The sequence below is a fragment of the Pontibacillus salipaludis genome, assembly GCF_014642405.1.
GTDB classification, from domain to species: domain Bacteria; phylum Bacillota; class Bacilli; order Bacillales; family BH030062; genus Pontibacillus; species Pontibacillus salipaludis.
Genome location: NZ_BMIN01000002.1, coordinates 367,886 through 386,561 on the forward strand (window position 1 = coordinate 367,886; position 18,676 = coordinate 386,561).

An 18,676-nucleotide genomic window follows, 5' to 3' on the forward strand; every position below is an offset into this window, starting at 1 on the left:
TTTAAGCATCTTTTTTATGTTGGAAAGTATAACCGTTTTTTCTAGAGGAATACTAGAGACAAAATATGTAAGGGAGGCCTACACATGAGCGAGCAAGAGAAGTATAGTCGCCGGGACTTTTTAAAGAAAAGTGGTTATGCAGCAGGTGGTGTAGTCGGTGGAGGGTTAATTGCTAGTTTAATTACAATGCAAGTTATGGAAGATGATCCGAAAACTAAAAATCAATCAAATGGTGGAAGTGAAGATCAATTTAATGATGCCTTTATGTTCTTCACAAATCGTGATGACTTTCGAGTGCTAGCTTCTAGCTGCGAGAGAGTTTTCCCTGAGGATGAGAATGGTCCAGGAGCTATTAAGCTAGGCGTTCCATTCTTTATTGATCATCAACTCGCAGGTCCATGGGGCAATAACACAAAAGAATATATGCAGGGGCCTTTCTATAAAGGTGAACCTACTCAAGGATATCAGTCTCGTATGAATCGTGGAGAAATCTTCCGTATGGGTATTAAGAAGTTAAAAGAAAAGAGTCAATCTGATTATCAGAAGAGTTTTCAAGAGTTGAGTGCGGAAGAACAAGATAAGATTTTAACAGCTTTTGAAAATGATGAGGTGAAGATGACGGGAACAACTTCTGCTGAGTTTTTTGAACTTATGAGAGCTGCAACAATTGAAGGAGTTTACGCAGATCCAATGTACAGTGGTAATCGCAATATGGAAGGTTGGAAGATGAAACAGTTCCCAGGTGCCCAAATGTCTTATATCGGTAAAATTGAGAGCGATAAATTCGTAGATATAGAGCCGCAAAGTTTGCATTCTATGTTGAATAAATAGAAAGGCGGAGATCATATGGCAAAGACGTTGCCAAAAGTGGATGTAGTGACAGTAGGAGTAGGTTGGACAGGTGGTATTTTAGCAGCTGAGCTAGCTAAAGATGGTATGAAAGTAGTGGGGCTTGAACGAGGGAAAGAACGGTCAACAGAGGATTATTTGCATGGACACGATGAGTTACGTTATGCCCTCCGATATGAATTGATGCAAGATACTTCAAAAGAAACCATTACGTTTCGAAATAATCGTAAACAACGTGCTCTACCTATGCGTCAATTAGGTTCGTTTCTGTTGGGAGAAAACCTTGGTGGAGCGGGTGTACATTGGAATGGACAAACGTACCGCTTCTTCCCATATGATTTCGAAATTAAATCAATGACAGAGAAAAAGTATGGAAAAGGTAAAATTAAAGATGGCTACTTTGTACAGGACTGGGGCATTACATACGACGAGTTAGAGCCCTACTATGATCAATTTGAGAAAGCCTGTGGTATATCAGGTGAAGAGAATCCTATGGCAGGTAAACGGAGTAACCCTTATCCAACACCACCAATGAAAAGTACCCGTTCACTTGATAAGTTTTCAGAAGCTACAAAGGAATTAGGGTACAAGCCTTATAGAATTCCTTCAGCTAACCTTTCTGAACCATATAAAAATCAGTATGGTATGCAGATTAATGCATGTCAGTATTGTGCATTCTGTGAGCGTTTCGGGTGTGAATATGGAGCAAAATCGGATCCTGTAATTTCGGTTATTCCAGCTGCAAAGGAATCTGGAAACTATGAAATCCGTTACCATTCCAACGTAACTGAGGTTATTTATGATGGAAGTAAGGTTACGGGTGTAAAGTATGTAGACGTTCAAAGTGGCGAGGAATTCATCCAACCTGCTGAAGTCGTTGCACTCACGTCTTACGTTATGAATAATGTGAAATTCTTATTGATGTCTGATATAGGTCAAAAATATGATCCTAAAACAGGCCAAGGCGTTGTGGGGCGTAGTTATTGCTATCAAATCCTTCCTGGAGCTACTGGTTTTTATGAAGAAGAGCAATTTAATACCTTTATGGGAGCCGGTGCACTTGGTACTTCTATCAATGATTTTTATGGTGATAACTTTGACCATTCTGATCTGGATTTCATTCATGGAGGCGTTATTTCTATTACTCAAACGGGGAAACGTCCTATTGCCAACAACCCAACTCCTCCGGACACTCCAAGGTGGGGGAAAGAGTTTAAAAGCAACTCAATTAAGTATTATACCCGTACATTAACGATCGGGTCACAAGGTGCATCTCTACCTTATAAAGAGAACTTCTTAGATCTTGATCCGACCTACAAAGATGCATATGGACTTCCGTTGTTGCGCATGACCTATAACTTTACAGATCAGGATAAGAAGCTTCAAAAGTATATTACTAAAAAAACAGCAGAAATCTCAGAGAAAATGGGGGCTTCTAAAACAGTTCCAAACCCTGAATTAACAGATTACAGTATTGTACCTTACCAAACGACACATAATACAGGTGGAGCCATTATGGGGGCTGATCCAAATAGCTCTGTTGTAAATAGCTACTTACAGCATTGGAATGCTGAGAACTTATTTGTAGTAGGAGCTTCAGCCTTTGCTCATAATGGTGGTGTGAACCCGACGGATACAGTAGGCGCACTTGCTTATCGTGCTGCTGAAGGTATTAAAAAATATCGTAAAAATGGTGGTTCTCTCGTTTAATTTTTAAACAGAAGGAGTGAAGCCTTATGCTTCCTCAAATCGGAATCCCGGGTTTAGTGCTAATTTTGATTCTATCTCTCATCTTATTTGGGCCAAAGAAGCTACCAGAGATTGGTGCAGCCTTTGGGAAAACCTTAGCTGAATTCAAGCAATCTACAAGGGAATTATTAGATGATGAAGAAGAGCCTAAAGCACTGAAGGAACCTAAAAAAGAATAGTAAAAAGCCAAGTACTTTTTTTGTACTTGGCTTTTTTGTGTCTAGCTCCGGCTTCTAGCCCCTAGCGAGATAAGTCATCTTTTCTCCAAAGGCTAACCGCCTTTTCCGAAAAGCTGTCTTATCCGTACGGGGCTGGTCAGTCGCCTGCGCTTTTCTGGTGTCTAGCTCCGGGGGCTAGGGGCTAGCGAGATAAGTAAACTACCTGCAGTGGCTAATCGCCACTTCCGGCAGCTTGCTTATCCGGCCCCAAAGGATGTGGGGTCGCTCGACGTTGCCACAGGACGTGGCGATTTTAGTCGAGCTTCCGATTTACCCTGGGCACCCCGCCTGTGCTTTTCTATCTATTATCAATCGTCTCCGGATACATATCATGGTTCATCAGGCGGTGTTCGGCCATTTTTTCGTACTTGGTGTTTGGTTTTCCGTAGTTGCAGTATGGGTCGATGGATATGCCGCCTCTTGGGGTGAATTTGCCCCATACTTCGATGTAACGGGGGTCCATGAGGTTGATTAGGTCGTTCATGATAATGTTCATGCTGTCTTCATGGAAGTCTCCGTGGTTACGGAAGCTGAAAAGGTATAGTTTTAAGGATTTACTTTCTACCATCTTTTCACCTGGAATGTAGCTTATATAGATTGTTGCAAAGTCAGGTTGGCCTGTTTTAGGGCATAGTGTTGTAAATTCAGGGCAATTAAATTTGACGAAATAATCGCGCTGGGGATGTTTGTTATCAAATGATTCTAATACTTCAGGGTCGTAGTCAAAAGAGTAACTGGTTCCTTGGTTGCCAAGTAACGTAACTCCTTCTAATTCTTCATCTTTTCTTCCTGCCATAGTAGTCACCACTTTCTCAAAGAACAAAAAAAGAGGATGACTTCTTTAATAGAAGACCCACCTCTTGTCCTTTAGTTTTTTATAGAGGGTTTAGCTAGAACCTCTCCCTATACGGAATGTCCTATACTGTTCATACCAAGTATATAAGCGGCAGATACTGGTGTCAACGAACCGTAAAACCTACCCAAACGTTTTGAACTCTAGATTCCGAGGTAAATTTGTTGAGAACACTCATTTAAGGAGGATTCTCATGCAAACCCATAAATTATACATTAACGGCGAATATGTTGAGTCTACAGGTAGTGAGTATATTGATATCATAAACCCCTCAACGGAAGAAGTCATTTCAAGAACCCCTAAAGGAACAGAAGAGGATGTAAATAAAGCTGTTGAAGCAGCATTTAATGCCCAGAAGGAGTGGGAGCTAACTCCAGCTATTAAGCGTGGCGAAGCGGTACGTGAGATGGGTGATAAAATTGCTGAAAAACGCGATACATTTATTCAACTATTGCAAGAAGAGCAAGGAAAAGCCTATGAACTAGCAAGTGGAGAAGTAGATCTTGCGATAGACTACTTCCGTTACATGTCCGAATGGGCACGTAGAATTGAAGGTGAGATTGTACCAAGCGACCGTCCTAATGAAAACATTATGGTCTATAAGAAACCTATCGGTGTTGTTGCAGGTATCGTCCCTTGGAACTTCCCAATATTTATTTTAGCTCGAAAAGTCGCAACTTCTCTTGTAACAGGTTGTTCTATTGTATTAAAACCAAGTCAACAAACACCAAATACAGCAGCAGAATTTACAAAGATTATTGATGGAATGGATCTGCCGAAAGGAATATATAACTATATTACCGGTACTGGTGGAACATTAGGTAATGCAATGGCTACTCATGAAAAGGTTCATATGATTTCTATGACTGGTAGTGTTGGAGCAGGTACGAAGGTAATGGAAGCTGCTGCACAGAACATCACTAAAGTAAATCTTGAATTAGGCGGTAAAGCACCTGCCATTGTAACAGCTAACGCTGATCTGGATGTTGCGGTTAAGAGCGTTACTCAATCTCGTTTAATTAACAACGGGCAGGCTTGTACAAATGCTGAGAGAGTATATGTACATGAGAGCATTGCAGAAGAATTTATAAATCGTCTTCAAAAATCTTTTGAAGATAAAAAGGTAGGGAACCCACTTCAGGATAAAAATGCTGATGTAGGTCCATTAATTAGTGAAGACCGTATACAAGAAGTTGAAAAGATGGTGGAGAGTGCTGTAAATGAAGGTGCACGTATTGTTACAGGCGGAAAACGTGGAGATCAGGAATCAGGGTTCTTCTATGAACCAACTATTTTAGCTGATGTCACACATGATATGACTGTTATACAAGAAGAGATCTTTGGTCCTGTTATTCCAGTTTCAACTTTCTCTACAATAGATGAAGCTATCGAAAAAGGGAATGATACGGATTATGGCCTTTCTTCTTCTGTTTATACAGAAGATCTAAGTGAAGCGATGCGTATTGTAAATGAACTTAAGTTTGGTGAAACGTATGTAAACCGTGAGAATATGGAAGCCGTTCAAGGCTACCACCAAGGGCTTCGTAAATCCGGTATAGGTGGTGCAGATGGTAAGCACGGTTTAGAAGACTTCCTTGTTACTCAGGTTGTTTATATGGATTATAACTCCAAGAAAAAATAAAAAAATTGTCATGTTAAAAGTCCTGTGAGGTGCTCCTTACAGGACTTTTTTTCTGATTGAATTAGGTAATTCCAATTATTGTGAGGGTTATGGCTTTAAATTTACAATTGAATCACATACAATAGAATTAATTAACGGAATTTTTAAATAGTTTAAGTTTAAAGCGATGCTTTCTTTTTTTAATGAGATCTGTAATCGTTTACAAAATGGAGACGAGGTGATTGGATGAACATGCAACGTATTGAGACCAAAAGTGGAAATTTCAACATGAACAACTATGGAGAAACGTATCAAAATTTTAATTGGGATGAAGCTAAATCCAATTTTAGCTGGCATACGACAGGGAAAGTAAATATTGCGTATGAAGCCATTGATCGTCATGCTGAAAATCCAGATAAAGCGGATCAAACTGCACTTATTTATTCTGCTCCTGATCGAGAAGAGAAGCTAACTTTTACTGATTTAAAACAATCAAGCAACCAATTTGCTAATGTACTGAAAAAACATGGGGTAGAGAAAGAGGATCGAGTTTTCTTGTTCATGCCCCGTAGCCCGGAATTTTATGCGGCATTCCTTGGAATTCTGAAAGTTGGAGCCATAGCTGGACCTTTATTTGAGGCATTTATGGAACAAGCGGTTCGTGATCGATTAGAAGATAGTGAAGCTTCTATGTTAGTCACCACCCCAGATTTATTAGAACGTGTGCCTTTTAATGATTTGCCACATCTGAAAAAGGTTGTCTTAGTTGGTGAATCAGATCAAAAAGGGGAAGCTTATATTGATTACCATGCTGAGATGAAAGAGGCTTCTAAAAGCTTTGATGTAGAATGGGTTGATTTAGAAGATGGTATGCTTCTTCATTATACTTCAGGCTCAACAGGGAAGCCAAAAGGGGTATACCATGTTCACAATGCAATGCTTCAACATTATCAAACAGGTAAATGGGTGCTGGATTTGAAAGAAGATGATATCTACTGGTGTACAGCCGACCCAGGTTGGGTAACTGGTACAAGTTATGGGATCTTTGCTCCTTGGCTGAACGGTGTGACAAACTTAGTCCGTGGGGGACGCTTTAGTCCTGAACAATGGTACGAGACATTGCAAGAAAAAGAAGTTACCGTTTGGTATTCAGCCCCCACAGCTTTTCGTAAATTGATGAGTGCTGGGGAAGATATTGTGAAGGAGTATAATTTAACGAATCTTCGTCATGTTCTAAGTGTTGGTGAACCTTTAAACCCTGAAGTTATTGCCTGGGGAATGAGTGCATTAGAGCTTCGTATTCATGATACGTGGTGGATGACTGAAACTGGGGGACAATTAATCTGTAATTTCCCTGCTCTTGATATGAAACCAGGATCAATGGGCAAACCCTTCCCAGGTATCGTTGCTTCTATTATAGATAACGAGGGGAACGAACTTCCTCCAAATCAGATGGGGAACCTAGCCATTAAGGCACCATGGCCGTCCATGATGCGCGCGATTTGGAAGCGACCTGAGAAATATGAGAGCTATTTTTTAAATGGCTGGTATATATCAGGAGATAGCGCCTACAAGGATGAAGAGGGATACTTTTGGTTCCAGGGTCGATTAGACGATGTCATTAATACTTCTGGCGAGCGAGTTGGTCCATTTGAAGTAGAAAGTAAACTGATTGAACACCCTGCTGTATCAGAGGCTGGAGTTATTGGTAAACCAGATCCTGAGCGAGGAGAAATTATTAAGGCGTTTATTACTTTAAATGATGGATACTCTGAGTCGGAGGAGTTACTTGAGGAAATTCGCCAGTTTGTAAAGAAAGGGTTAAGTGCCCATGCTGCCCCTCGTGAATTAGAAGTAAAAGATACGATTCCTAAGACACGAAGTGGTAAGATTATGAGAAGACTATTGAAATCATGGGAGCTAGGCCTTCCTACAGGAGATGTTTCAACTCTAGAAGAATAACCAAAAAAGCTGTTCCATTTGGAACAGCTTTTTTTACTTGGTTTTGTTAAAGTTTAGTTATAAGGTGAGCTTTCCCCTGAATCTACCTTAATGGAAAATAGGACTATTTGTAGAGCTAATCCTTATAATTAACAAATCCCTACTTGTGCAAAGTGGGACTCTTTTAAGTTGTGAGTAAAATGTTTGTTTTATAGTATTTTTAATGTAGTATAATAAATTTACACTAAAAACCGTTCTTTAAGAGCATTTTAATTTAAGTTTTATACAGTTAATATATTAGTAATAAACCCTTTTATGATTGATATACCAATATTTAAAAAGAGATGCAGGTGAAAAAACTCTTCTTTTCTGTTCGTTTGTACTAGTTTTTTTGCTATAATAATATAATAAAAGCAGACGGCAATAAAGGAGCAGAATGCATGCGTCTAAAAAAGTACACGGATTACTCTTTAAGGGTTCTTGTTTACGTAGGTTCTAAAGAACAAGATCATCTATCTTCAATTAAAGAAATTTCTCAAGCATTTGATATCTCCCAAAACCATTTAAGCAAAGTGGTTTTTCACCTCGGAAAGTTAGAATTAATTCAAACAGTCAGAGGCAGATCAGGTGGGATTAAGCTATTAGAAAGACCTGAAAATATCAATTTAGGAGACGTCATTCGAAAAATGGAAAGTGATTTTATCCTAATTGATTATGGTCAGTCTGGTTCTAAAGAGGAAGCTTTAAAACCATCAGATCAGTTAAAATATGCTTTAGAAGAGGCCTTACAGTCTTTTTTCTATGTTTTAAATCAATACACATTAAAGGATCTTCTTCATGAAAATGAAGAAGTAAATAAGATACTGCATTACGAAGCATAACTATATAGACAATCAATATAGAAAGAATACTTATGGTTATGGCGGGAACCATAGCTTACAGAGAGTTAACCACCATGCTCATTTTTCTTTTACTTGATGGATCTATATCTAAAAAGAGTAATCTCTATATGGTAGAGGTTACTCTTTTTGTTTTATTTTCCTGATATTGAGGGAAAATGAAGAAGACTCTCTACTAAAGGTGGATTAAGAATGTCTAAACAATTATATGATGTAATCGGTGTTGGGGTAGGCCCCTTTAATTTAGGATTAGCGGCACTATTAGAACCAGTGGAAGATTTAAATGGATTGTTCTTTGAGCAAACAGACCAATTGGAGTGGCACCCGGGTATGTTGATTAAAGGGACAAATATGCAGGTACCATTTCTCGCTGATTTAGTAACATTTGCAGATCCAACGAATCGCTTTTCTTTCGTCAATTATTTACATAAGCAGAATCGTTTGTACCCATTTTTCTTTTTCCAAGAACTTCAGGCTCCGCGGGAAGAATACAATGAGTATTTGCAATGGGTAGCCGGTCAGCTTGATCATTTGCACTTCAGTAAAAAGGTTGTTGACGTTGAGGAAGTTCAAAGTGATGAGTTTTATTATTATAAAGTCATGGTAGAAGATGTGAGTACAGGTGAAAGAGAATGTTATAACGCAAAGCATATTGTGATGGGGACAGGTAGTGCTCCTCTCATCCTAGATGGAATGGAAGGGTTGCCTGAAGAGGACGTTGTGCACACGAGTCGCTATTTATATAAGAAAGAGGAAATAGTGAAAGGGGATAAGGTTACTATAATAGGGTCAGGCCAAAGTGCCGCTGAGATTGTAGAAGACCTTTTGGCAGAACAGGGGCATTATGGTTATGAGATAACCTGGCTCACACGTTCACCTGGCCTTTTCCAGCTAGATACAGCCAAATTACCACAGGAATTCTTTTCTCCTGATTATGTGACTTATTTCAACTCCTTAACGTACGATCAAAGGAAGAACACCTTGTCTGACTTAGATTCTTTACAAAATGGAGTCGATCCTTCTACTCTTAGTAATATTTATAACTGGCTTTACCATCGTTCTATCGGTTCAAATCAAAACGACGTTACAATCCAGCCTTTGACTGAAGTGAGTTCGATTGAGAAAAGTGAAGAAAGCTACATGCTCCATTGTCATCAATGGCAAGCAGATCAAGCCTTCACTTATAATACGGACAAAGTTATTTTGGCTACAGGGTATAAACCTAATATTCCCGAGTGGTTTAACAATCGTTTTGCTCAAGGGGTTGTCTACGAGGATGAGAACCTATTTAAAGTCGCTCGTAATTGTGAAATCGTATTTAAACAAAAGCGCGATCATAAGATATTTGTTACGACAAACATCAGCCATTCTCATGGGACGGGAGCTAATAATTTAGGTCTTTCTGTCAGTAGAAATATAAAGATGATTAACACGATTGCCGGTAGAATGGTTTACCCAGAGGGAGAAGGGGCCATCTTTCAGCAGTTTCAAATGAGTGATAGACAATAACGAGTTCAATGGTTTAAAGAATTCTTGTGAGGGAAATATAGGAAATGTAATCAAAGCAAAGGAAAGGAGATCATCATGAGTAAAATTGCATGTGTCGTAACAGAACTTTTTGAAGACGTAGAATACACAGATCCGGTTAAGGCATTTAAAGAAGCTGGTCATGAAGTTGTAACCATTGAGAAACAACAAGGGAAGACGGTTACTGGTAAGCAAGGAAATGAAACAGTAACAATCGACAAGAGCATTGACGATGTGAAACCAGAAGACTTTGATGCTTTACTTATCCCGGGAGGCTTTTCCCCTGATCAATTGCGTGCAGATGAACGCTTTGTGAAGTTTGCTAAGCACTTCATGGATGAGAAAAAGCCTGTATTTGCCATTTGCCATGGTCCTCAGTTGCTTATTACAGCTAAATCATTAGAGGGACGTACAGCTACTGGCTTTACATCTATTGCTGTAGACATGGAATATGCAGGTGTCGATTATAAAGATGAAGAAGTTGTAGTATGCGGTAACCAGCTTGTTACAAGTCGTCAGCCTGATGATATCCCTGCATTTAACCGAGAATCGCTTAAGCTATTGGTGTAAAGGTAAGAAAGTAACTGAATAGATATATATAAATCCTGCAACTGTTTAGGTTGCAGGATTTTATCTAGCTATCTAGAGGAAGAGGGGATAAATGTGATCGTCGTAAGTGAACCTAATCATATACTATTATTTCAACAGCACCACCACGCTCTTGTATCAGGGATTATGGCTAAGAATTGGAAAGAAACTGGTTTCGTGGGGGAGGAACTTAGAGGTGATGTGGAATATGCTGTTGCCTTTCATGATCGTGCTTGGATTCCTTTAGACCAGAAACCTCGTTGGAGTGATCATAAAAAGCAGCCTTATTCATTCATTGACTTCCCGGAAGAAGACAAGGTGGCTGCGTATCGACGAGGTGTTGATGAGGTTGAAGAATACTCTTTTTATGCGGCTGTATTGTGTAGCATGCATTATGCTTCTTTTTACTCAAAAGCTGATACCTTATCTGAAGCGGTCAGAGAGTTTTTACATAATGAAGAAATGAGAAGAGAACGCCTCATATCCTTGCTTTCCAAAGAGACTGCTAATCTGAAGGAGCATTTAGACCTTCTTCAATTTTGTGATGACCTCTCCCTTTATTGTTGCATGAATTCACCTGGAGTGAAGAAAGAGAACGAGTTATCTTGGTTTCGGGATGGATTCCCCCAAACTTTTTCAATTGCTACGGCAGGGTTAGAGGCTGAATGGCGTGATGAAAAACATATTGCGGTTAAGCCTTTTCCGTTTAAAGGTCCTTTTACTGTCTCTATTCCTTATAAAAGAATAAGTGACTCAATATCGGCTGACTTATGGGAGGACACATATAAATCAGCCGAATGCCATTTGAGGACCATTACATTTATAGAAGGATGAAAGTTATTTTAGTTTTGGGTCTGAATGAAGTTCTTTGTTAGCCATTTCTTTAAAAATATCGTTATTTGATTGGGGAGTGGGGTTTGGTGCCTGCTTAAGCATAGAAGGATGTATTAGTCGCTTAAATTCCCCAATTGTTAATGGCTTCTCTTCCTCTTTCAATTCGTAACCTAACTGTCCATTAGGTTCAATTGTAGCTGTTTGAATAGAAGAAAGCGTCTTAATGCCTTGTTGTCGTACAAGCATTTCTAACTGGTCGACCGATAAGCGGAGTTTTTTTAACTCTTTCGTTTGAAGTTGTCCATTTTGAATCACAACTCTCGCCTTTCCGGTTACTAACTTTTCCAACGAGTTAAATTTTAATTGTAGGTATTCAAGCATAATAAGAAATAGCACAAAAACAGAGGCTGCTGTTATAGTACGCCAAACACTTGTTTCAATTATGGGTTGAATGATAATCGAACCAATTGAGATCATGATAACGGTTTGGGCTAAAGACATTTGTGAAATAGATTTTCTTCCTGCGAACCTCAGTAAACATACACCAGCTGTTATCATAAGGATAGATTTTAAAATGACAGACATCAAATACAGCTCCTTTCTCACAATGATAGCTTGTGGCAAAGGAGCAGTTTTTACTACAAGACGAGAAAATAAACGTCTGTGTTGGTTCATGACGAAAGATTTTACGAGTTACTTGTAGAGTACAATAAAAATAGGGGGCGCAACTATAGCGCTCCCTGTTCTTGAATGGCTTTTTCGTAAAGATACTTTATCGTTTAACCACATCAAATTGACTTTCAATTAACTGCCAGTTTTGAGGGAAAGGAAGACCTAACTTCCAGTAACTCACGCCCTTTAACCCTAGCTCCTTTACAAGATCAAACTTAGCTTGGATCGAACGTGCATCTTCAAACCACACTTCGTGCTTGTTTCCGTTAGCGTCTTTATACGTATAAAATGGAGCTTTGGCTTCTTCATCAAATTGAATTTCTACATTATTCTCTCTAGCCCTTCGAATAGCTTTTTGAGGGGATAGGGCTTCAGCAGGTTCATTACCCTTTTTATATGGGAGCGTCCAGTCATATCCATAAAGGTTCTGCCCGAGGAAGATCTTTTCAGCTGGCATAACGCTTAAGGCATAGTCGACTACATTTCGTACTGGATTGATGGGAGATACCGGCATAGGGGGACCACCACTATAACCCCACTCATACGTCATAAGCACTACGAAATCAGCAATTTCCCCATGTGCTTTATAATCATGTGCGCCATACCAAGCTCCTGTTTGTTCAGCACTTTTTTTAGGAGCCAGTGCTGTTGACATTTGTAGTCCTTCTGCCGAGAGGCGCTTCTTCGCTTTTCGAAGGAAATTATTATAATCTTCTTTTGTCTCTGGTGGAAGAAACTCAAAATCAAAATGAACGTCTCCGAACCCTTTATCTTTAGCTGTTTGGATAAGATTATCGAGTAATGTATCTTGTAATTCTGTATCTGTTACAATGAGGCGACCTAATTCTTTGCTGAAACCACCTTCTTCAATATTGTTAACAACAAGCATCATTTCCACATTGTTTTCTTTGGCAATGGCGAAGTAGTCATTAAGCGGTGGTTCTACGAGTGAACCATCACGGTTAATTTCATAACTAAAAGGTGCTAAGTACGTAAGGGATTTAGCGTGCTCCCTCACATATTCCTCTAATTCTGGTGATACTTCTTCACCATAAGTTTCGGCATAACCATTAAAGGCAGCTTTTACTTTCGGCTGTGGAGGAATATATAGACGTAAATTGAGTGGGAGAGGTTTATCGACAGGAATATTATTGATATTCGCTAGTTCCTGGGCTGTTAAACCATACTGTTTCGCAATAGAATATAATGAATCCCCTTTTTTTACGAAGTAGTACTCGCCCCGATCTGGAATGACTAAAGCTTGCCCAACGACGAGATTATTTGGTGCATCTAGTTCATTTGCTTTTACAATCTCCTCCATTGGAACGCTATACTGGTTCGCTATACTATATAGACTTTCGCCTGAAGACACGACATGTATCTGCACACCATTGCCCCCTTTTTAAATGCTTAACTAATTAAGACTTATGTAAGAAGGGGGAGAAGTATGAATAGATCATTTCTTGTGAATAGGCGAAACATCCGCTTTTAAAACGTTTTTCATCATCTTTAAAGCGTAGATGTTATCTTCGACGTCATTAGAGGCAATACAATCAGACGGGACGTGTAGTTTGTATTCTCGCATATAGGCATCATTTGCAGTGAATAACACACATATATTCCCCGCAATCCCGCTTATAATAAGGTGGTTTACGTTTAATTCAACCAGAAGAGCTTGTAGAGCCGTTTGGTGAAAAGCGGAATGCTTCGGTTTAATAAGGAAGTAATCAGATTCAGTTGGAGCAATTTGTTCAAGAAAAGCTTTGTTTTGTTCATTTGTACATTGATCTATAATTCGATTTAAATCTGCTTGCCACAGTTTGTAATGATCATTTATGTAGATAATAGGAAGGTTGTGCTTGTTGGCGTAAGCTTTTAATCGTAAAATATTTGGTAGCATAGTGTAACATTCTTTTAAAAGTGATGGTCCGTGCTGGAACTCAAAATCATTAATGAGATCAATGAAGAGAATGGCGGTCTTTTTGGTCATACTAGATGAACCTCCCTTTTACTGTTATTCTTTCTAGAGTTTTGAGAATTAAACAAGTAAAGTGAAGTGATAACATGAACGACGTGGCATTTATGGAAATAGCAATAGAAGAAGCCAAGAAAGCAGAACAAAAGGGTGAGGTACCAATTGGTGCTGTAGTTGTTAAAGACGGAGAAGTGATCGCCAGGGGGCACAACGTTCGAGAGACAGAGCAATTAGCTTCTTCTCATGCTGAGTTTATAGCTATTGAGAGAGCTAACCAAGTGGTGGGGAGCTGGCGTCTTGAAGAATGTACGTTATATGTCACTCTAGAGCCTTGTCCAATGTGTGCAGGAGCAATATTGCAATCTAGAATACCTCGTGTTATCTTTGGAGCATATGATCCGAAAGCAGGTTGTGTGGGTTCATTAATGAACTTGCTAGAAGATGACCGTTTTAATCATACATGTGAAGTGGTATCTGAAGTACTTCAACCTGAATGCAGTCGGCTTCTGACTGATTTCTTTCGTGAACTAAGGGCAAGAAAGAAACGCCTAAAAAAAGATTTACAATAACTTACAGAACACAAACGCTATTTTTGTTTGCATTTTAAATGAAAAATAGATATACTAATTAGTGCGCACTTAAAGAAGAGCGCACGAACAAATTGATAACAAGTTTGCCGTGCTAAGCGGGAAGGTAGCGGTGTCCTGTACTCGCAATCCGCTATAGCGAGGCCGAATTCCCACCCAAGGTGGGGCGGTTTCAAGGTCTGCCTTGAGGGATTGGTGTTGACACCCGGGTCCCGCACAATGGGAACCCGTAAATCCTGTCAGGTCCGGAAGGAAGCAGCAGTAAGCGGTCATTCCCGTGTGTTGCGGGACAGCCCGGGTCGAGCCATGAACTCAAGTAACGCTTGGGGCCGCCTCATCGACGGTGGGTGCACGGCGCCAATACATAAACTCAACTCACCTTATAATAGGGTGAGTTTTTTATTATAAAAAATGAATAGTAAACATCTAGGTTGAAGAGGGAAATAACTTTTGAAATGCCCCTCTGCATTTAGGTATAATGAGGAAGAAACCATAAAGGAGATTGGGAACAATGAGTTATCAGGCTTTATACCGGGTATGGCGTCCGAAAAACTTTTCTGATGTCGTTGGACAAACACATATTACACGCACATTGCAAAATGCGACTGTCCAGAATAAGTTTTCCCACGCTTATTTGTTCTCAGGACCTCGAGGAACAGGGAAAACCAGTGCAGCTAAAATCTTCGCTAAAACGGTAAACTGTGAACGTTCTCCCGTTAAAGAGCCATGCAATGAGTGTTCAGCTTGTTTAGGCATAATGAATGGATCCATTTCAGATGTTATTGAAATTGATGCGGCCTCTAATAACGGAGTAGAACAAATACGGGATATACGTGATAAGGTGAAATATGCACCAAGTTCTGTTCCTTACAAAGTGTACATTGTGGATGAGGTACACATGCTTTCCATCGGAGCATTTAATGCCTTGTTAAAAACGCTAGAAGAACCGCCGAAACATGTCATCTTTATACTAGCAACTACAGAACCTCATAAAATTCCTTTGACCATCATATCCAGGTGTCAACGATTTGATTTCAAACGTATATCCCAAGGAGCCCTTGTGGAGCGGATGGAACATATCGTGCAACAGGAACAAATTGATGTAACGAGAGAAGCATTGGAAGCCGTAGCTCTTTCAGCGGAGGGTGGTATGCGTGATGCGTTGAGTCTACTCGATCAGGCCATTTCATACAGTGAAGCACAAGTAGGTATAGATGATGTGCTGGCCGTAACAGGATCCGTGTCTCAACAAAAACTAGCTACTATTGTAGAAACCCTGCAAAAGAATGAAGTGAAGGAAACCTTACAGCAGGTGGATTCGCTCATTCAAGAGGGGAAAGATCCTGGGCGTTTTATATTCGATCTTATCTACTACTTAAGAGATCTCCTTCTTTATCAAAGTGCACCAGGACTTGAAGATATTCTTGAACGCGCTATACCAGATGAAGCGTTTAAGCAGTTAAGTGGCGGTATTACCTCTGACTGGATTCAACAAACCATATCTGTTCTAAATCAGTGCCAGCAAGAGATGAAGTGGACAAACAGCCCCAAGGTTTTCATTGAGATTGCTATGTTGAATATTTGTGATATACAAGGCATAGCTAAACCTGTAGCTCAACCACAATCTTCAATTGAACCAGAATCTGTTCAAAAGCTTCAACAACAAGTTGAGGCATTGGAAAAGCGGTTAGCTAATGTTCAGCAACAACCAGCAGCATCTCCTTCTCCTGCGGAACAAAAACGCCCGCAGCAAAAGTCCAATAGAAAAAATGCTTATAAGATTCCGTTCGAACGAATTCGACATGTTATGAATGAGGCTTCTAAACAAGATTTACAAACAATTAAAAACCAGTGGGCTAACTTTATGGATTCTCTTAGACAGACGAGTCCCCCGGCTCATGCAAGGTTAATGAATAGTACACCAAGAGCTGCATCCGACAATGCGATAGTCTTGTCCTTTAAATATGAAATTCACTGCTCACTCGCTCTTGAAAATCAAGCCATTATCCAGCAGCAGTTGCTTGAATTTATGGGGAAAGAAATTACCATCATTCCAATCCCAGAAACGAATTGGCAGGAGATGCGTGAGGAGTATGTCCAGAAGCAACGTCAACAAGATCAACCAGAAGAGGAATCTCAACAGGAAGATCCACTTATAGCAGAAGCGCGTAAGTTAGTTGGCGATGATTTATTAGATATTCAAGAAGACTAAAGGAGGTATTACCATGAAAGGTAATATGAACAATATGATGAAGCAAATGCAGAAGATGCAAAAGAAAATGATGAAAGCTCAAGAGGAACTACACGAAATGAGCTTTGAAGCTACAGCTGGTGGCGGTGTTGTTAAAGTAGTAGCTAATGGTAAAAAGGAAATTACGGATGTAGAAATCCAAGAAGATGTAGTAGACCCTGATGATGTTGATATGTTACAAGATTTAATTCTTGCAGCTACTAACGATGTATTAAAGCAAGTAGATGATAAAACAAACGATACAATGGGGCAATTTACTAAAGGAATGAATATGCCTGGAATGTTCTAGGAGGAATTGAGATGTATTATCCGGAACCCATCTCCAAATTGATCGATAGTTTTACGAAATTGCCAGGGATTGGGCCCAAGACGGCTGCGCGCCTGGCTTTTTTCGTATTAGAAATGCAAGAGGACGATGTTTTAGACTTTGCTAAAGCATTAGTGAGTGCCAAAAGGGAGCTAACTCACTGTTCTACGTGTGGCCACATTACGGATCAGGATCCTTGTGCCATTTGTCAGGATGAGCAGAGAGATTCTAGTGTAATTTGTGTAGTTCAAGACCCTAAAGACGTAATTGCAATGGAAAAAATGAAAGAGTTCGGTGGCAGGTATCATGTATTGAATGGCGCCATCTCTCCTATGGATGGGATTGGACCAGAGGATATTAATATCTCGAGCCTAATCAACCGCCTTCAAGATGAAGGGGTTCAAGAACTCATTATTGCTACAAACCCTAATATTGAGGGAGAAGCAACAGCAATGTACATTTCACGTTTAGTGAAACCAGCTGGTATTCGCACTACGAGAATTGCTCATGGTCTACCTGTGGGCGGCGATCTCGAATATGCGGATGAAGTTACATTATCCAAGGCATTAGAAGGAAGAAGAGAACTGTAAAAGAGGGGACATCATGTTTAGACGTAAAAGGATCAAGAAAAAAGAGTGTGATCAACAGCTTCTAGATCAAATCCAACGTCTCAAGCAGGAATGGGAATCTCTTGAGCGGATAATGGAGCACAGTATTGATGCAAGTGAGAAAGGTTTAATGGATTTACATTTAGTAGAAGCAAAGTATTTCTACTTATTAAAAGAAGCAAGGAAAAGAGAAATCAGAGCTATAAATCATTGATTCTGTCATTTCCCCCTGGGTCTGTTCATACATTTACTGTAGGACAGGCAAAGGGGGATTTATTTTGAATACTACAGTTATTATCGTAAGCGTAGTCTTAATGATTGGCGTCTTGTTGTTTGCAGGTGCTCCTTTAAAACCATTGCGTTTTTTAGGAAGCGGAGCAATTAAGGTGGTTATTGGGGTTTTATTCTTGTTCTTTTTCAATGTATTTGGTGCTTCAATGGGAATCCATATTCCTATTAACGTCTTTACAGCTTTTGTTTCGGGGTTTCTAGGACTCCCGGGTCTAGCATCTCTCGCTGCAATTCAATTGTTTGTAGTTTAATAGTAAATAATACTAACGTAAGAAAAGCCCGCTATAAGCGGGTTTTTCTTGTTTATGTGTACTTTTTTAATAAAAAAACCAAAAAAATATAGAAAAACCATTGCACTATATAATACAGCGTGGTATATTTATTTATGTCGCATTGAGAGCGGCAAAACAAAACGATTTCGAAACACGCAAGTTTCTTATTATACTAGAAACAGAAGGCAACTTCTATAAGGAGTTCGAAATCAGGTTAAAAACGAGTTAAAAAAACTTCAAAAAAGTTATTGACTCAAAAACAACCGCGTGTTAAGATAATTAAGTCGCTGTTAAACAGCGGACAAGTTATACAAACACTTTAAAGAAACATTTGATCTTTGAAAACTGAACGAAACAACATGTAACGTCAATGTCTTTAAATTATTTTTTTAAAGCCAGTAATCATTTATTTGATGCTAGGCAAACTCTAACTTTATGGAGAGTTTGATCTTGGCTCAGGACGAACGCTGGCGGCGTGCCTAATACATGCAAGTCGAGCGCGTGAATCAACATGATCCCTTCGGGGTGATTGTTGTGGATCGAGCGGCGGACGGGTGAGTAACACGTGGGCAACCTACCCATGAGATCGGGATAACTCCGGGAAACCGGAGCTAATACCGAATAACCCAGTGAA

19 protein-coding genes, 1 rRNA gene, 1 other RNA gene and 1 riboswitch are annotated in these 18,676 nt (G+C 39.7%); of the genes, 17 read left to right on the plus strand and 4 right to left on the minus strand.

Translation table 11 applies throughout. The features are described 5' to 3' along the window. Positions 1-84: 84 nt before the first annotated feature. The 3 genes from IEW76_RS03860 to IEW76_RS03870 are packed head-to-tail and all read left to right on the plus strand — an operon-like array spanning position 85 to position 2,777. Positions 85-831, plus strand: a complete 747-nt coding sequence (locus IEW76_RS03860; RefSeq protein ID WP_188651077.1) for a gluconate 2-dehydrogenase subunit 3 family protein — start codon at positions 85-87, stop codon at positions 829-831. A 15-nt stretch (positions 832-846) separates the two neighbouring features. Then, on the plus strand, positions 847-2,559 hold the full coding sequence (locus IEW76_RS03865) for a GMC family oxidoreductase (RefSeq protein WP_188651078.1): 1,713 nt from the start codon (positions 847-849) through the stop codon (positions 2,557-2,559). A 26-nt stretch (positions 2,560-2,585) separates the two neighbouring features. After that, the gene (locus tag IEW76_RS03870; RefSeq protein ID WP_188651079.1) at positions 2,586-2,777 is read left to right on the plus strand and encodes a twin-arginine translocase TatA/TatE family subunit; all 192 of its coding nucleotides are present in this window, start codon (positions 2,586-2,588) and stop codon (positions 2,775-2,777) included. A 337-nt stretch (positions 2,778-3,114) separates the two neighbouring features. Here the strand turns inward: IEW76_RS03870 and queF are convergent, their stop codons facing one another. Continuing rightward, on the minus strand, positions 3,115-3,612 hold the full coding sequence (gene queF, locus IEW76_RS03875) for a preQ(1) synthase (RefSeq protein WP_188651080.1): 498 nt from the start codon (positions 3,610-3,612) through the stop codon (positions 3,115-3,117). Between the two features lie 65 nt (positions 3,613-3,677). After that, a riboswitch (PreQ1 riboswitch) is annotated at positions 3,678-3,722 on the minus strand. A gap of 140 nt (positions 3,723-3,862) precedes the next feature. Here queF and aldA point away from each other — a divergent pair. The 6 genes from aldA to IEW76_RS03905 all read left to right on the plus strand — a co-directional run bounded on the left by aldA (position 3,863) and on the right by IEW76_RS03905 (position 11,079). Continuing rightward, entirely contained in the window at positions 3,863-5,311 is a 1,449-nt protein-coding gene (aldA, locus tag IEW76_RS03880) for an aldehyde dehydrogenase (RefSeq protein WP_188651081.1), read from the plus strand. A 225-nt stretch (positions 5,312-5,536) separates the two neighbouring features. Next, a complete protein-coding gene (gene acsA / locus IEW76_RS03885; RefSeq protein WP_188651082.1) occupies positions 5,537-7,252 on the plus strand; it encodes an acetate--CoA ligase in 1,716 nt (571 codons plus the stop codon). 419 nt (positions 7,253-7,671) lie between these two features. Further along, entirely contained in the window at positions 7,672-8,112 is a 441-nt protein-coding gene (locus tag IEW76_RS03890; RefSeq protein WP_188651083.1) for an RrF2 family transcriptional regulator, read from the plus strand. A 210-nt stretch (positions 8,113-8,322) separates the two neighbouring features. After that, entirely contained in the window at positions 8,323-9,639 is a 1,317-nt protein-coding gene (locus tag IEW76_RS03895) for a lysine N(6)-hydroxylase/L-ornithine N(5)-oxygenase family protein (protein WP_188651084.1), read from the plus strand. 75 nt (positions 9,640-9,714) lie between these two features. Further along, positions 9,715-10,227, plus strand: coding sequence for a type 1 glutamine amidotransferase domain-containing protein (locus IEW76_RS03900; protein WP_308422035.1), 513 nt, complete (start codon positions 9,715-9,717; stop codon positions 10,225-10,227). 93 nt (positions 10,228-10,320) lie between these two features. Further along, positions 10,321-11,079, plus strand: a complete 759-nt coding sequence (locus tag IEW76_RS03905) for a DUF3891 family protein (protein ID WP_188651085.1) — start codon at positions 10,321-10,323, stop codon at positions 11,077-11,079. 3 nt (positions 11,080-11,082) lie between these two features. On the opposite strand, the gene IEW76_RS03910 is transcribed toward IEW76_RS03905, so the two are convergent. The 3 genes from IEW76_RS03910 to IEW76_RS03920 all read right to left on the minus strand — a co-directional run bounded on the left by IEW76_RS03910 (position 11,083) and on the right by IEW76_RS03920 (position 13,741). Next, positions 11,083-11,664: a DUF421 domain-containing protein gene (locus IEW76_RS03910; RefSeq protein ID WP_188651086.1), complete on the minus strand. Its 582-nt coding sequence runs from the start codon at positions 11,662-11,664 to the stop codon at positions 11,083-11,085. Between the two features lie 187 nt (positions 11,665-11,851). Beyond that, positions 11,852-13,138, minus strand: a complete 1,287-nt coding sequence (locus tag IEW76_RS03915) for a glycoside hydrolase family 18 protein (protein ID WP_188651087.1) — start codon at positions 13,136-13,138, stop codon at positions 11,852-11,854. Positions 13,139-13,207: 69 nt separating this feature from the next. Beyond that, a complete protein-coding gene (locus IEW76_RS03920; RefSeq protein WP_188651088.1) occupies positions 13,208-13,741 on the minus strand; it encodes a cysteine hydrolase family protein in 534 nt (177 codons plus the stop codon). A 74-nt stretch (positions 13,742-13,815) separates the two neighbouring features. Between IEW76_RS03920 and tadA the strand changes: the two genes are divergently transcribed. The 8 genes from tadA to IEW76_RS03960 all read left to right on the plus strand — a co-directional run. After that, a complete protein-coding gene (gene tadA, locus IEW76_RS03925) occupies positions 13,816-14,295 on the plus strand; it encodes a tRNA adenosine(34) deaminase TadA (RefSeq protein WP_188651089.1) in 480 nt (159 codons plus the stop codon). Positions 14,296-14,402: 107 nt separating this feature from the next. After that, an RNA gene (gene ffs, locus IEW76_RS03930) (signal recognition particle sRNA large type) lies at positions 14,403-14,668 on the plus strand. A gap of 156 nt (positions 14,669-14,824) precedes the next feature. Further along, the gene (dnaX, locus tag IEW76_RS03935) at positions 14,825-16,525 is read left to right on the plus strand and encodes a DNA polymerase III subunit gamma/tau (protein WP_188651091.1); all 1,701 of its coding nucleotides are present in this window, start codon (positions 14,825-14,827) and stop codon (positions 16,523-16,525) included. Between the two features lie 13 nt (positions 16,526-16,538). Then, complete coding sequence (locus tag IEW76_RS03940) at positions 16,539-16,853, plus strand: YbaB/EbfC family nucleoid-associated protein (protein ID WP_036780665.1); 315 nt, start codon at positions 16,539-16,541, stop codon at positions 16,851-16,853. Between the two features lie 11 nt (positions 16,854-16,864). Further along, the gene (recR, locus tag IEW76_RS03945) at positions 16,865-17,461 is read left to right on the plus strand and encodes a recombination mediator RecR (RefSeq protein ID WP_188651093.1); all 597 of its coding nucleotides are present in this window, start codon (positions 16,865-16,867) and stop codon (positions 17,459-17,461) included. Between the two features lie 13 nt (positions 17,462-17,474). Continuing rightward, a complete protein-coding gene (locus tag IEW76_RS03950; protein ID WP_188651094.1) occupies positions 17,475-17,693 on the plus strand; it encodes a YaaL family protein in 219 nt (72 codons plus the stop codon). A 64-nt stretch (positions 17,694-17,757) separates the two neighbouring features. Continuing rightward, positions 17,758-18,021 carry a pro-sigmaK processing inhibitor BofA family protein gene (locus IEW76_RS03955; RefSeq protein WP_188651095.1) on the plus strand — a complete coding sequence of 88 codons (264 nt, stop codon included), beginning with the start codon at positions 17,758-17,760 and terminating at the stop codon, positions 18,019-18,021. A 453-nt stretch (positions 18,022-18,474) separates the two neighbouring features. Next, a 16S ribosomal RNA gene (locus tag IEW76_RS03960) occupies positions 18,475-18,676 on the plus strand; the annotation flags it as partial.